This window comes from Ruminococcus albus 7 = DSM 20455 (assembly GCF_000179635.2).
Classification (GTDB): domain Bacteria; phylum Bacillota; class Clostridia; order Oscillospirales; family Ruminococcaceae; genus Hominimerdicola; species Hominimerdicola alba.
Window position 1 is genome coordinate 2,285,713 of record NC_014833.1, and the last position, 14,800, is coordinate 2,300,512.

Consider the following 14,800-nt stretch of genomic DNA (forward strand, 5'->3'; position numbering starts at 1 on the left):
AAAATAATGAATTTGAAGAAATATACTATTGCGGCTGCAGGTCTTATATGCAGAAAAGCCAAAGTAGATAATGTTTATGCATGGAGTTCTGAAGTACACAGATATATAGCCGAAAAGGCACTGGAACTTCTTGAAAAAGAAAAAAAACTTCGTCCTGTAGCTTTTTATAAAAACTGGCACGAAGAAATCAAGTTGGGTTCAGTTGCGCCTGATAAAACCGGAGATATTGATGAAGGCCCCGGCAAACATTACTATTCATGCATGAATGCCAAGGGCAGGGAGCTTGATGAGAGCAAAGGGTTTTATCGCAATCGCCTCGGTGATTTTTCTCCCAGTGCACGAACACTTTTCCGAGCTAATTACACATCGGCAGTATCACTCTATAAAAGCGGCATGACCAAAGAATCCATGGTTTATCTCGGAAGAGCAATACACTTTGTTTCAGACATGGGCTGTACGCCTCATGTAGCAAATATGACAAGCGGTATAAAAGCAAGCAACGTCCATAATGCATTTGAAAAGCAGATAAACAACAGCTACAGCAGTTTCGGTGCAGACAACTTTGATAAAAGGCTTACTAAGTATTATGAAAAAGCCGATCCGGGTGAAGCTTTCAATAAACTTATAAAATATGCAGGTAAATTTGTTGATACAATACTTCATCTTGACCCCCGCGCTTTCGATGATACAGCAAAGAATACCATACCTGTAACAGAACAGCACGTTATGGCTGTACTGCTGAAATTCTATACAGACTGTAACTCTGACAAGGGAAACTTTGTATGCAACGACAAGATGTACAGCTTTAAGAACGAGGCTACAGGTCTTATGTTGACAGTAACGCCCAAAGGTCTTATCGTTGATGAGGCTGATAAGGATAAAGAACAGAAAATACTCATAAAACTCTGTGAGAGCGGAACATTTGGTTTGAAGGCTGAAAACGGAGGTTACATTAACAAAAAATGTAACGGATTCGACTACCTGAAGATCAACGGCAAGGCTGCACAGTTCAGGTCAGAAGCCCTTGGCAACCGCAGATTTGTTATCAGCACCGAGGAAAGTGAATTTAAAAAGTATCTTACAGCCAAAGGCGGCAAACTGACCGCTGCCCCGTATGAACCAGAAAACCCTACTATGATATGGGTGCTATGCTGATATAAAACATATTTTTGAATATGGTTATCCCCTTAACACACCACAAGTAAGATCACTGCACCAAAGCAGCCAAAAGCCTTAAATACGCACTGTTTCCCAGCTTACGACGGTTGAATTTGTAGCAGTATTCGGCAGCATATAACGCTGTGTGGATCTTTTCGTTTCCGTGGTAAGTTCCCATGATCATTGCTTTGAAGTTTGATATAACTTTATGCATCCAGTTCAGCTGACCGCTTGTTGGATCATATGTCTCAAAAACATGGAAGTATTTCTGTGCCAGCGGTTTCTTGTAACTTCGAGCATTATCACTCTCGATCTTCGAGCCTGCGCGGATATTATCCCTGGCAAATCTACCCACAGTTATGCCCTTTAAATTTGGCACATCGCTCATTTTAACGTACTCGGGATTTCCTGCTGCGTTCTTCGATAAAGCTACGATCATCTTGACTTTTTCAGTACCTCTGCCGCGCTTTTTACCGTGAGTCGGAGCACCGAGATAGGTGTCGTCAAGCTCAACTATACCGTCCAGCAAATAGCGTTTTTCACGGCATTTCATAGCTTTTCTGATGCGGTGAAGGATGTACCATGCAGTCTTGTAGGTCACTCCCAAATTTCTCATAAGTGTAACAGCAGAAACGCTGCATTTGTTGCTCATAATGAGGAATGCGGTGATTATCCACAGCCTCAGCGGAATATGTGTTCTGTGCATAAAAGTTCCGTTTGTGGCGGATATATCAGCTTTACAGAACTTGCAGCGCAGCAGATGGCGTGACCTTATCCTGCGGTACTCAGAGCCACCGCAAAACGGGCAGGCAAAGCCCTTTTCAAAGCGGATATCAAGCAAAAATCCTTGCAAAAGCTTTCATCTGCGAACTTTGAGTATATCCCATCAAGTGTGATCTCAGGTTTCGGAAATCTTTTTGACATAGCGACAGCTCCCTTCGGTTTCTGTCACTATTATACTATATTTTCTGAGTTTTGAGGTCTGTTTATTTGGACAGCATTGTAAATTATCTGTGGTGTGTTAAAGGGATAACCATGTTTTTGAATCTTAAAAAGGCAGGGATCTCCCCTGCCTTTACATTTTTATTCATAAACAGCTGTTATCTCACAATCGCCATCAATAGTTACTGCAGTTGTTTCTGCTTTAGAATCAGAAAGAGTACAACCGCTTGATTCCCATTTAACGAATTTTCCTGCCGACGGATCGGCGGTGACGGTGATGGGATAAGCTTTATAATAATCGCCTTTAAAATCTTTATCCGAAAGATCAAGAGCCGTTGTGTTCAGTATAACTCCGCCTTTATTACTATCGGTAGATTTTATAGTAACTGTTGCTTTCTCACCAGGCTTAAATACATCGGTTATATGAGTGATGAAAACCGAATATCTGCCATCCAGGAATTTCTTGAAAGCATCAGCGTTCCAGCCGAAACCTTCTCTTGCATAATCAGGTCCGAAACGGATAAAGGTGTCCTTAACAAGAGGCGCATAAGCATTCAGCATTTCATCATACGCTGCATCGACCTTGCTTTTTTCAAAACTGATATTTCTCATATCACATAAGGAGAGAATAAACATCTGCTTAAATTCCTCATTATCTAGCAGACTTCTGAAAATGTCAGCAGGAGGCTGTTCAAGATCCTTGAATGTCTTGGTTCCGTCAATAGCTTTTTTTATAAAATTATCATCAAAGTTTTCTCCATTTACATAAATACCGCTGGAATAGTCGGTATCATAAGTCATCATGCGCCATTTACCATCGGATACTGCGGTAGCATTATCGGCATTACGAACTCTCCACATACGCCAGTTGTTACCTTGTATTATACTATCTTCGTTACCGATATAGATATTGAAAGCCATATAATCCGAGAATGATCGTATATCCAACATATCGCAGGCCTTTGTATAGTTTGCTTCATCTGACATATCATTTCCGGTGATAAAGTCATACATATCGCTGTATAACTTTATGTCATCCTCAGTACCTTCTTCGATCTCACCAACTTTAAGTATCACAACATTTTTGTTGTCGATATCATAATTATCTGATATATAATTATCACTATAATCCTCAGTAAGAGTATACATTCCCCAGTATTCACCATCAATGAAAGCAACAACCGGGGTTGACTGAATAGTTTCAAAGGACTTGTCCATGACCATGGATTGCAGCAGAGGATCCCTGAATTTAGCGAAATTACAGTCATTACCACCATTTCTGAGGACAAAGGATTTATACTTATCTACATTACCCTGTCTGTCTGAACGAGTATTATCAGGTATAAGCTCATAATTTATATTTTTATCACCATAATCCTTACGTGCTGTAAGGCGAAAACTTTTCTGATGTTCATTTCTGGATGCAGCACCCATTATTCTTATACCGAGATCCTGTGTAAAACCTATACTTCCGTCAGAAAGAATGTATTCAGCATAAACAGGACGCTCCCATTCTTTTCCGCGCTGAGTATAGTTAGCTTCCTGCTTCCAAACATCAACTGATGCATTTGAAGGATCTTCCTTCAACCAATCATCGTGGATCTTACCAAGTACATAAATACCCGAGTCATGATCAAACAGATCAGCGGGATCCATCATCAATGATATAACAGGAACATCTGAGTAATTTTTCTCTCTGTCGATGCCCACAAAGAAAGTGTGGGAAGTTACTGCACCATGAGTACCGTCATCTTTAAACGCAGCAGCACGTATAACATTTCCCTTAGTAACGGACATAGGTGCAGAATAGTCGTGACTTGCTGTGATCTCAGTCTGTTCAGCAAGCATAGAAAAATCATTCCTGCGATCAGTCAGAGAAATCGCATCGGTATACACTTCTGAGGAAGCATTTGGCACAGAACCATCGGTAGTATATCTAATTGTAACATCTTTATCCTTAACAGACAGTTCAAGCTGCTGTTCACTTTCATAAAATCCGCTTTCCAGACTAAAACTAACTTCAGAGATATTCTCGTCATATTCACTGTCAGCTGACACAGAATTGTTTTTAACGATCTTATTGTCTGTTTTTTTATTATCCGAACATCCACACAAACTCAAAAGGCATACAATAGCTGTAAACAGGGCAATTCTATTCTTAATGAACATATACGTCATATCCTTTCATATTAAAACAGCCTGTCAGCTTACGCAGACAGGCTATCCTATGAACATGGTAAGAGCTTACGGCTTACACGCCTCTGCTCCCTGGTCTGCCCCCAACCCAGAGGGCAGTATATGATTCTTTCGGAAGCTATCCGAATAAATCAATTCCCTGCTCATCCAAAAAGCCATAACATCAAGATGAGCCAGCCGATCAAAAGGCACCTAATGGCGTCTTTAAGATGTTTTTTCAGCCGAGCTAACGGCGGCATACGTAAAGCACACGCTTTACGTCAAGTACATTATAACAAAGAATAATCAAATTGTCAAGTCCTTTTGCACAATTTTTATAAATATTTTCTGTATTATAAAGTCGAAAAGACAAGATAACAAATATAAAACAAAAAAGAAATGAACACAGTAGTAATAGCGAAGCTTCTCCTACCTTAGTATATTACATAACGACGTCGGTTATGCGATCATTTTAAAATATTTATCTGTTTATGCGGAGATCACACCTAAGCGAAGTTATACCTTTCTTCTCCGATAATAATACTTCAGAATATCTTCCTCATCTGATACCACTTAACGCCGCCAATTACGGAGCCTGTGGAAACGCCCTCATTTTCAAAACCGAACTGCTCATAAAAACTTATCAACTCAGCTTTACAGGTTAGCACTACTCCCTTGCGTCCCTGCTCTTTTGCGAGGCGAAGAAATTCGTTCATCAATGTATGGGCATAGCCTTTGTGTCTGCATTCAGGACATGTGCAAAGCCCGAATATCATCTGCCAGGCTCCGTTTTCATTGTGCAGCTCTGGTCTTTTGTACATCTCATCTGTCAGGTCTGAATGATCATTAACAAAGCCGTTAATAAACGCTGCTACCCTTGCATTGTCATCGCAAAGCAGCAGAAAATGGTCGGGATAAGTCATCAACCGAGATCGGAACTGATCCTTTTCAGCTGCCTGATCCTTTGGAAAACAGCTTAACTCTATCTCTGATATCTCGTCAAGATACGAGAGGTCTGCAAATCGTAGTATCATTTTCTCTCTCCTTACCGATCAGACTTCCGCTGTTCATTTCATAGACTTTGTCTGCATACGCAAGCGCTGAGCTGTCATGGGTGACAGCGATAACCGCAGCACCTCTTTCAGCCTGATCTTTCAGAAGTTTTAAAATAAGTGTGGCATTTTCTTCGTCAAGATCATTTGTGGGCTCGTCTGCAAAAATCACAGAGGGAGAATTTATAAGCGCCCTTGCAACCGAAAGCCGCCTGAGTTCTCCTCCAGAAAGCTCATCTGGATATGCATTTTCTTGCTTTTTAAGCCCAAGGATATCAAGCAGCTGTTTGGCGTAAACCGTATCGTCATTACCTGAAAGTACCGATGGGAGAAGTACATTTTGCAATACAGTCAGGCTTGAAAGGGCACTGGCACCCTGAGGTATATATCCAATATTTTCGCACCTGAATGCTGAAAGCTGCTCGTCGCTTTGCATATAAACAGAAGTATCATCATAATAAACCTGTCCATCATTCGGGGCAAGAATCCCTGAAAGTACATTTATCAGGGTAGTTTTTCCGCTTCCTGAACGGCCGGTTATCAGGGTAAGCTTGCCGTTGTCAAAAGATATATCAACCTTATCCAGTACCTTTACAGTATTTCCCTTTTTATTATAGCTAACGCTGATACTATCCGCTATTATCTTCATTTCAGCAACCCTCCCGAAGTATTTTGCCAGTTTCAATATGAGTGAGCCTGTATGCCGATATTGCAGACGCAATCGATCCTGCAAACAAAACAATAGTCATTACAGCAGCACCGTAAAAAAGAGTTACACTTACAGACGGCATCAGCATCGGCAGCGCAGTCTTTTTCTCGATTACGCCTACAAATGAAAAACTGAGCAGAGCCGTCAAAGCAACACCTGCCAATGAACCAGCCCCTGCGGTGATAATTGACTCTGAAAGCACTATTCTGCTAAGTTGCTTTCTTGAGAAACCTATTGTTCTTAACAATGCAAATTCTCTTTTTCGCTCGTTTGCACTATTATAGAATGCAGCGATCATTATCACAGCAGCAAGCACCCACACGGCGGTTGTTATTACCATTATACTTTCGGAAAGTACATTCAGCTGCTTTGCTGTATCGGTCATCATTGATTTTGTTCGCACAGCCTGAACACCATCAACTTTCATGTTTATTTCGGCTGTGAGTTCGTCAATATCAGCATCCTTATCTGCTTTTATATAAACAGAGGATATCACATTCTCCGGGCTTTGCTTTGAAAGGACGGCTATACCCTTCTCGGCCGAGGCTTTTATAAGTCCCTTGACTGTATCATTTGTTGCATATACTGCCGTGTCAAGACCTGTGCCTGTTCTTTCGAGCTTGCCGACAGCCTTGCACTCAACACCGTAGAGTGCAAGAGTATTCCCAACACGAGTAGATAACCCGGCACCAACTATTATCTCGTTTTCTTTTAATGTGCCGTTATAAGCCTCCTTGAGCCAGGGCTTTACAGTAAAATCAGTATCATCATCAAAGCCTATTATCTGCACCTGAACAGTGCAGCACTCGGCATTGGCAGACACAAGAAAATACTGAGAAGAGAGCTTATCTATTCCGTTTATTTCTGAAAGACTGTCTGCTACTGACTTATCCATATAGAAATACCCGGGTGTACCCTGCAATAGCAAGTTTTGCAGATCGACCTTTTTTTCAGTTCCCTCGGGAAGAACAATGATGTCAGCGCCAAGCCGCTGTTCCAAGCTATCAAGACCTCTTTGCATACTTTTTATCAGCAACTGACCGCCAAAGGCAGCTGCCGACATTACCATGGCTATCACGATAAGCGCAGTTGTTCTGATAGGCTTGCGTCTAAGATTTATAATAGGAAGTTTTTTAAGATCCATTACTCTTTCCTGCCTTTATGATGCCGAGAATGCTGTCAACACCTGCCACAGCTGCAAGAACAGATGCTATAACTATCACCGCAGGCTTGAATATTGTGTGACAGCTCATTGTGTCCATCATGCAAAGCTTTATCACATGGTCGGGTATAAACATAACCGAAAGAGATGTTAAAAACACACCTATCGCAAGTCCTGCTTTTATGCCGCTGTTTTTTAGAATGATCCTAAGCAGCGCAAGCAGCGTGATTACTATACCTATTAGCGTTACCGCATTCTGCGCCCAATGACATGTCATAAATTTTCCTTCATGCTCGCTGCTGCAAGCCTTAAAAAATGTAAAAGAGCCGACAGTCAGTAACACTGAAGCTATAAACTCAACTATTCCCGGTATATTCTTCTTCATCACTACTTCACCAACTTATATGGTATATTCAGGTTGGGGCTGTGCCTGTGCTAGTTCAAAAAGCTCAAGTATCTCTCGTCTAAGAGCTAAAAATTCCACTCCGCCCCTATGCCTTGGTCTTGGCAGAGTAACGTCTATCACACGACTTATCTTGCCGGGACGAGGAGTCATTATAACTATACGGTCACTTAAATATATAGCCTCATCGATGTCGTGGGTAACAAGTATCATGGTTGTGCCCTTTTCCTTCCAGAGCTCTAACAGCTTATCCTGAAGGTCAGCTCTTGTAAAGGAATCAAGTGCACCCATAGGCTCATCCAATAGAAGAGCTTTAGGTTCGTTTATCAGCGCCCTTGCTATCGCCACACGCTGTGCCATACCACCCGATATCTGGTGAGGATAGCTTTTTTCAAATCCACCAAGCCCCACCATTGAGATATACTCACTTACATTCTTTTTCTTCTGTCTTAGCTGACCTCTTGCCCTTAGTCCGTAGGCTATGTTATGTTCAACATCAAGCCACGGAAAAAGACTTCCCTGCTGAAAAACATATCCGCGCTCTGGATCAACGCCTTTTATCTTTCTGCCGTCAATCGAAAGCGATCCCGACTGCGGTTTATCAAGACCTGCAATAAGCCGCAGGAGCGTAGTCTTGCCGCATCCAGAAGGTCCGATAAGCGAGATAAACTCCCCTGCTCTTATGTCAAGGTCAACAGCTTTTAATGCCTCAACAGCCCTTCCGTCAGCATCGGTATAGATTCTGTCGACATTTTGTATATTTATACTGCTGCTCATTTTTTTACAACTCCCTCTTGCCACCTTAACGTGTGCTTTTGAATCCTGCCGATGATGTGGTTGATAAAAGAAAACAGCACCGCCATTATAACTATTGCCGCTAATACTTTGTAGTATGCACTCCACACCTTAGACTGGTTGATGTAGTAACCAAGCCCACCCGGCTGACCTAACATCTCGCTCATTACAAGTGTAGTAAACGCCATTGCATTTGCCGAAGTTATTCCGGTGAAGATATCCGGCATAGCGTGCGGTATCGCAACGTGCAAAATCTGATCTACAGAACTGCTTCCGAGTATCCTTGCGGCTTCAAAGCTTTGTCTGGGTGTTGACTGTATGCCCTGTGCAGTAAGAAAAGCTATCTGGAACCAGGCGCATATAACTATAAGGAAAACCGCAGCTGTAAATGAATTCGGTAAAAGTGTTAGCGCAAATGGCATCCATGCTACCGCAGGTACAACGCCAGTTATTTTAAGCACTGGGAAAACCCAGTAATAAACTTTAGGGAACCACCCGATAAGTATTCCCGTACCTACACCCAAAAGAACACCGCAGGAAAAGCCAGCCGCATAAAGTCTTAAAGAATAGAGAGTGTTTTGCAGGATATATTCGCTGTCAACAAGGTAAGCCTCGATAACCTGAGCAGGCCCGGGAAAAAATGGCTGCGGAAAGAATAGCAGCTTAGTACCGCCTATATCCCAAACAGCAAGAGCTATCCCAACAGCAAAGCGAAAAGCTGCCCTTTTGCTGTAGCTTTTTCTTCTGTCATTATCTCCCCACGCACGCACTCCTGCGGCAGCATAAATAACAGTAAGAACAGCGAGTACCAAAATGTAAGCATCATTCATAGTGAGCTTTATATTAAGGTTGAATGCCCTTATTACATAATTCTTTATTTCCAATGCTGCTTTCTGAGGAAAGAAAATATTGACACCTGCAGCAATAATGAACCCCGAAACAGTAAACAGTATCTTTAATAGATAGTATGCATTATTTTTGTATCCCCAAGCAGATCTCGCTTTGCCGTTTTGCTCAGCTTTTACAGGTGATGACAGTTTTACTGCTGTCGTGCTCATTTTTGAACCTCAACTTTCTGATAAATATCTTTTGCAAACTGATCGGGGTCACTTTTTAGATATCCTATCTTCGCAAGTCCGTCAACAAAATACTTTACGTCAGATTCAACGTGTGAGTCCCAGTTTTCATCATGCTCTGCCGCAGAGGGGAAACCATAGCTCTTTATAAGCTCTACCGCAAGCTCCTTATCCTCTATTGATGCGTAGTTTTTATTTATAATAATATCTACTGCTTCCTCAGGGTGTTCATATAACCACTCCTGCGCTTTGCGATAAGCCCTAAGCAGTGCAGCGACCTCTTCGGGGTCATCATTCAAGACTTTATTAGATGCATATAAAAAGCAGCAGAAATGGTTCTCAAAGTAAGGATCTTTTCCGAGATCGAAGATTATCTTCACATCGCCTGCCTTTTCGTGTATAGAGCCTAGCGGATCCCATAGTGCCGCAACATCTATCTCACCGTTTGCAAGTGCTTCAAATTCAAGATTTCCGTCCGAGTATGGTAGGAACGTTACTTCTCCTGCGGACGGGTCTGCGGATATTCCTGCATTTTCAAGCCACAGCGAAGCTACCTGATGCGGTGTACCGCCTATCTCATCAACACCTATTTTCTTGTTCTTGAGATCATCTACAGTGCTTATGTCCGAATCGGGACGAACAGCAAACTTTATGCATCCCTCGTGCAACCCGTCAACCACCTTAACATCTATGCCGTTTTCAATAGAAGGGAAAAACTGAAAGTCGCCGTTTACTATCGGGATAGAACCATTATTAAGACCTATCTTTCTCGTTTCAAAATCGGCTGAAATAAGGTTCACATCAAAGCCCTCGTCTGCAAAATAACCATTTTCATAAGCGATATAGATAGGGGCTCCGCAAAGTGCGCCATCCTTGCCAGGTATGTCTATCTTGCCGTATTTATAAGATCCCTTTACATTGTTCGCATCAGCTGTGCTGACATCACTGCCTGCCTCACTTACCGAGCAGGATGTTAAAATGCTTGCACCTAAGATAAATGCAAGTGAGAGTGATAATAATTTTTTCCTTTTCAATTTCTTTTACCTCCTTGTTGTGCAGATACTTTCTCTGCATTGATTAGATTTTATACCAAAAACACTCAAAGGTCAACAAAAATGCGTGATAACGTTATCAGCCAAATCTACGAAAAAGCGCGATTTTACGAATATTAAGATAAAGCTTTTCACCAAAATTCAAAATACACAGCATATGATAACTAAGATGTGATAACGTTATCGCTTTGTATTTACGCGGTTTACGTTTATAATTTTCATATACGATCACAACTTAAGCATATCTTATCTAACTATATAAGATATCGTTATCAGGTTCAAGCCTCATTATTAATTATATTTATATCATTCAATAATCTGATTTTCGTATTTTCCTGAATATAGATACCATAATTCATATTTATCCGCACTTGACAATTTCTAATTATTGTGGTACAATCCTTTAGTTGACACCAGTTTCATACGGTGTAGATCCTCAGTAAAAGAAAGGTAAAATATATATGGACATTTTGAAATCAATAATGCCGCCAATTGCTGTAATAATAATTACTACAAGTACAGTTATCAAGCGTAAAGACATAAAAGAAAAGTTCTCTACTCGTCCGGTTCTTAGTTCCATACTTGTACTAATAGGATTCATAATAATGCTGTTATTAGTATTTTTTGCAACACGTTATGTCATGAAGATGGTTTAATTTTTTTGTAATTATATTATTCCACCAAAAAAAGAGCTTGACACTACCTTTTTCAGGTTTGTGCCAGGCTCTTTTCCTTGTCGGGGTGTGCAACAACACGCTTTAACTTTCATATGATTCAATAATTTACAGCTTCCAGCTTGCCGCTTTCTGTCTGTCAGTAACAAATGTACGATAAATGCCATCCTTCTGCATGAGTACATTATGCTTGCCCTGCTGCACGATTTTTCCGCCGTCAATAACGATGATCTGATCAGCGTGTTCAACTGTTTTCAGTCGGTGTGCGATCATAATGATCGTCTTTTCCTTTGTCAGTTCCTCGATCGCCTTTGTCAGTTCCGCTTCATTTTCAGGATCGACATTGGCAGTCGCTTCGTCGAGAATGATTATAGGAGAATCCTTCATGATTGCTCTTGCAATAGAAATACGCTGCTTTTCACCGCCGGAGAGAGAAGCACCGCCCTCACCGATCACAGTTTCATAACCGTCAGGCAGGTTCATGATGAAATCGTGGCAGCGAGCCTTTTTTGCAGCTTCAATGACCTTTTCCATCGGCGCATCCGGATCACCAAATCGGATATTATTCGCGATCGTATCCTCAAAGAGATAAACTCGTTGGAACACGAAGCTGAAATTCCGCATAAGACTGTCAAAGCTGTATTCCTTGACATTTTTGCCGCCGAGCAGCACCTCGCCGCTTTTGACATTCCAGAAACGAGCCATGAGACTTGTCATTGTTGTCTTACCGCCGCCTGACGGTCCGACAATTGCAGTTGTGGTATGTTCAGGAATCTTCAGATCAACTCCGTTTATGATCATTCTGTTTTCGTAAGCGAATGTGACGTTTTTCAGTTCAATATCATGATTTACAGGAGTAATGTCTGAGCCTTCAATATCCATTTCGGGTATAGTCAAGATATCTTTTGCCTGACTGACACATATATCAACAGTTCGTATCAACGAAGAGAATCCTGCCATAACATCAAGGCTCTCATAGATCATAAAGGAGCTTATCATCATCATGATACAATATAACAATGACATACTTCCGCCGATATAAAAATATACAGATGCGGCGCACATCACAACACCGATGAGCTTTATCACTATCTCCTGTAAAGTGATATATGGGATCACATCAAATTCAAGATGTGTATCTCCGTTTTGCTTAGCTTTTATCGCCGCTTCAAGCTTTTTTGCACGATTGCTGACAAGATTATAGTTCTTGACCTCTGCGATGCCCTGAATAAACTCGATCACTGCAGCAACAAGCTCTCTGTTCGCTTTTTGCTGGGCTGGTGCACCTTTGCGTGTGGCTTTCTGCATCGCCGCATTGACGAGCGCATAGATAACGACACCGATCGTCAGAATAAATCCGATACGCCAGTCAAAGCAGAATACAAACGCTGTTATTACGATAGTTGTCAGAATTCCCTGTGTTGTAAGCATGACAACTCTGGTAGCAACATCGGAAAGTGCTTCCATAGTGTTCGTTGTCACGCTTGTGATGTGTCCTAAGCTGTTGTCATTGAAATAGCCCATCGGCAGATAGCGCAGATGCTCGGCAATTTCGATACGCTTGTTCGCGCAGGAATGATACCCGGCTTCGGTCTGTAGCATCGTTGTTTTCAGATTTATAAAAAGCTGTCCAAGTACTGATGCAGCAAGAATCGCAACAGCAGCCCATATTGTTTTGTATGTCATATCACCGTCGAGAATGCCCATAACAACTACACCGATAGCTGAAATACGCAGCGCTGCAAATATAGCCTTGATCGTTCCAAGCCCGATAGCCACGTACAGTTTTTTTCTGTCTTCTTCATCGCAGAAATCAAAGAATCGTTTGAGTGTCGTAAACATCATTCACCCTCCTTTACTGCCATATGAGTTTCCCACATCTGCCGATACAACGATGATTTTTTGAGCAATTCATCCTGTGTTCCGCTTGCTTCGACCATGCCGTTATTTATCAGAATGATCTGATCGGCAGAAGCTATCGTAGACAGCCTGTGAGCAATAACAAGAAGCGTTTTTCCCTGTACCAGTTTCGCAACAGAAGACTGAACCAGGGCTTCATTTTCGGGATCTGTGTACGCAGTCGCTTCATCAAGAATTATGACCGGTGCATTTTTAAGCATCGCCCTTGCGATAGAAATTCGCTGACGTTCACCGCCAGAAAGATGACCGCCCGCACCACCGACAACGGTCTGATAACCATGTTCAAGCATCATAATGAAATCATGGCAGCCACACATCTTAGCAGCTTTCATTACCTCTTCATCAGTCGCGTTGGGGTTGCCCATACGGATATTCTCCATGATCGTTTCGTCAAAGAGATAATTGTCCTGTGAAACATAAGCAATATCTCTATTGTATCTTTCCAGCGGAATATTTCGGATATCTACTCCACCGAATGATATACTGCCGCTGTTCACATCCCAGAAGGAAGCGATAAGCTTTGCGATCGTGGATTTGCCAGAACCGGAAGGTCCGACCAGTGCATTAACAGTTCCCTGCATGATATTTAAATTGATGCCGTGCAGAATTTCATCCTCATTATAGCCGAAATGCACATCATGAAGCACAATATCAGCGCCGTTAGGCTTTTCTGTCATCGTTTTTGGACGGATCAGCTCGTCATTTTCGAGAATTTCCGTTGCTTCTCCGATGATCGTACCCATTTTTCCTATACCATCCCAATAGGAGGCAATCGTCATAACAGGAGAAACAAGTCCAAGAGAGAGAATGATCAGCATCAACAGATCAGAGCCGGAAACCGTGCCTTTCATGTAGAACAGCGCCCCGAACGGAAGCAGACCGAGAAGAAAATACGGCATGATCAACAGTGAAATATTCTGCCAGAGATTGCAGCGGCGCATCCAGTCAATGAAGCAGTCTGCTCCCTCTTTTGCTGCGATAACGAATTTATCATACGATTTTTTTGCCTTGCCAAAAGCCTTGATGACCTCAATACCGTTGATATACTCTACCGCAGTATCGTTCAGACGCTTTGTTTTGATAACGCAGTTTTCATAACTTTCCTTGCCTCCGACCATCATCAGCATGAAAAAGCCCACGCCAACAGGTACACAGATAAAAGAAATCAGCGTCAGTTTCCAGTTAATTGTCATCATGTAGATAATAAGTGCGATCGGAACGAACGCGGAGGACAGTACCTCCGGAATGATATGAGCAAGCGTAGTTTCGATGGAATCAACACGTTCGCAAATGATATTTTTGTATGTGCCGCTTGACTGCGACAGTACCGAACCGAGCGGCAGCTTTGAAAGCTTTTCGGTAAGTTGTCTGCGGATATTTGCTAGTACCTCAAAAGTAGCCGCATGAGAAAGTGTCGTTGACACTGCATGGCAAACACGACTTAGCAGCCAGAAAACAGCCATTTTGATGATACTAGCTTTCAACAGCGACATATCCTTATCAAGCGTTCCTGCGTGCATTTCCAGAAGTTTTCGGACGATATCCGCCATATACAGATACGGCATCAGCCCGAATACTACCTTACACATTGCCAGAATTACGCTCAATATGTAATTCGGTTTCTTCTGCCCCGCAAATTCAACCACCCAGCTGATCGCAGAGCGTTTCTTGGTTTGTTCCAT

General features: G+C 42.1%; 11 protein-coding genes and 1 pseudogene. 1 reads left to right on the plus strand and 11 read right to left on the minus strand.

The features are described from left to right. The first annotated feature begins 6 nt into the window (after positions 1-6). Positions 7-1,155, plus strand: coding sequence for a zinc dependent phospholipase C family protein (locus RUMAL_RS10265; RefSeq protein WP_013498678.1), 1,149 nt, complete (start codon positions 7-9; stop codon positions 1,153-1,155). 52 nt (positions 1,156-1,207) lie between these two features. Here the strand turns inward: RUMAL_RS10265 and RUMAL_RS10270 are convergent. The 11 genes and pseudogenes from RUMAL_RS10270 to RUMAL_RS10320 all read right to left on the minus strand — a co-directional run bounded on the left by RUMAL_RS10270 (position 1,208) and on the right by RUMAL_RS10320 (position 14,800). Beyond that, positions 1,208-2,082 (minus strand): annotated as a pseudogene (locus tag RUMAL_RS10270) (IS1595 family transposase). A gap of 159 nt (positions 2,083-2,241) precedes the next feature. Then, complete coding sequence (locus tag RUMAL_RS10275) at positions 2,242-4,269, minus strand: CotH kinase family protein (protein ID WP_013498679.1); 2,028 nt, start codon at positions 4,267-4,269, stop codon at positions 2,242-2,244. A gap of 551 nt (positions 4,270-4,820) precedes the next feature. Beyond that, complete coding sequence (locus RUMAL_RS10280; protein WP_013498680.1) at positions 4,821-5,309, minus strand: GNAT family N-acetyltransferase; 489 nt, start codon at positions 5,307-5,309, stop codon at positions 4,821-4,823. Then, on the minus strand, positions 5,275-5,976 hold the full coding sequence (locus RUMAL_RS10285; protein ID WP_013498681.1) for an ABC transporter ATP-binding protein: 702 nt from the start codon (positions 5,974-5,976) through the stop codon (positions 5,275-5,277). The genes RUMAL_RS10280 and RUMAL_RS10285 overlap by 35 nt, the downstream gene beginning before the upstream one ends. A 1-nt stretch (position 5,977) precedes the next feature. Then, the gene (locus RUMAL_RS10290; RefSeq protein ID WP_013498682.1) at positions 5,978-7,180 is read right to left on the minus strand and encodes an ABC transporter permease; all 1,203 of its coding nucleotides are present in this window, start codon (positions 7,178-7,180) and stop codon (positions 5,978-5,980) included. Next, positions 7,170-7,583: a DUF4418 family protein gene (locus tag RUMAL_RS10295; protein ID WP_013498683.1), complete on the minus strand. Its 414-nt coding sequence runs from the start codon at positions 7,581-7,583 to the stop codon at positions 7,170-7,172. Before RUMAL_RS10295 ends, RUMAL_RS10290 begins: the two co-directional genes overlap by 11 nt. Before the next feature lie 15 nt (positions 7,584-7,598). Then, positions 7,599-8,378: an ABC transporter ATP-binding protein gene (locus tag RUMAL_RS10300; protein ID WP_013498684.1), complete on the minus strand. Its 780-nt coding sequence runs from the start codon at positions 8,376-8,378 to the stop codon at positions 7,599-7,601. Beyond that, positions 8,375-9,454, minus strand: a complete 1,080-nt coding sequence (locus RUMAL_RS10305; RefSeq protein ID WP_013498685.1) for an ABC transporter permease — start codon at positions 9,452-9,454, stop codon at positions 8,375-8,377. Before RUMAL_RS10305 ends, RUMAL_RS10300 begins: the two co-directional genes overlap by 4 nt. Beyond that, on the minus strand, positions 9,451-10,506 hold the full coding sequence (locus RUMAL_RS10310; RefSeq protein ID WP_013498686.1) for an ABC transporter substrate-binding protein: 1,056 nt from the start codon (positions 10,504-10,506) through the stop codon (positions 9,451-9,453). The genes RUMAL_RS10305 and RUMAL_RS10310 overlap by 4 nt, the downstream gene beginning before the upstream one ends. An 800-nt stretch (positions 10,507-11,306) precedes the next feature. Further along, positions 11,307-13,040 (minus strand): ABC transporter ATP-binding protein, encoded by a 1,734-nt coding sequence (locus RUMAL_RS10315; protein ID WP_013498688.1) that lies wholly within the window; start codon positions 13,038-13,040, stop codon positions 11,307-11,309. After that, on the minus strand, positions 13,040-14,800 hold the full coding sequence (locus tag RUMAL_RS10320) for an ABC transporter ATP-binding protein (protein ID WP_013498689.1): 1,761 nt from the start codon (positions 14,798-14,800) through the stop codon (positions 13,040-13,042). Before RUMAL_RS10320 ends, RUMAL_RS10315 begins: the two co-directional genes overlap by 1 nt.

Coding starts and splice junctions, on each gene's coding strand:
- RUMAL_RS10265 (WP_013498678.1), top strand. CDS start 7: ATGAATTTGAAGAAATATACTATTGCGGCTGCAGGTCTTATATGCAGA.
- RUMAL_RS10275 (WP_013498679.1), bottom strand. CDS start 4,269: ATGTTCATTAAGAATAGAATTGCCCTGTTTACAGCTATTGTATGCCTT.
- RUMAL_RS10280 (WP_013498680.1), bottom strand. CDS start 5,309: ATGATACTACGATTTGCAGACCTCTCGTATCTTGACGAGATATCAGAG.
- RUMAL_RS10285 (WP_013498681.1), bottom strand. CDS start 5,976: ATGAAGATAATAGCGGATAGTATCAGCGTTAGCTATAATAAAAAGGGA.
- RUMAL_RS10290 (WP_013498682.1), bottom strand. CDS start 7,180: ATGGATCTTAAAAAACTTCCTATTATAAATCTTAGACGCAAGCCTATC.
- RUMAL_RS10295 (WP_013498683.1), bottom strand. CDS start 7,583: ATGAAGAAGAATATACCGGGAATAGTTGAGTTTATAGCTTCAGTGTTA.
- RUMAL_RS10300 (WP_013498684.1), bottom strand. CDS start 8,378: ATGAGCAGCAGTATAAATATACAAAATGTCGACAGAATCTATACCGAT.
- RUMAL_RS10305 (WP_013498685.1), bottom strand. CDS start 9,454: ATGAGCACGACAGCAGTAAAACTGTCATCACCTGTAAAAGCTGAGCAA.
- RUMAL_RS10315 (WP_013498688.1), bottom strand. CDS start 13,040: ATGTTTACGACACTCAAACGATTCTTTGATTTCTGCGATGAAGAAGAC.
- RUMAL_RS10320 (WP_013498689.1), bottom strand. CDS start 14,800: ATGGAACAAACCAAGAAACGCTCTGCGATCAGCTGGGTGGTTGAATTT.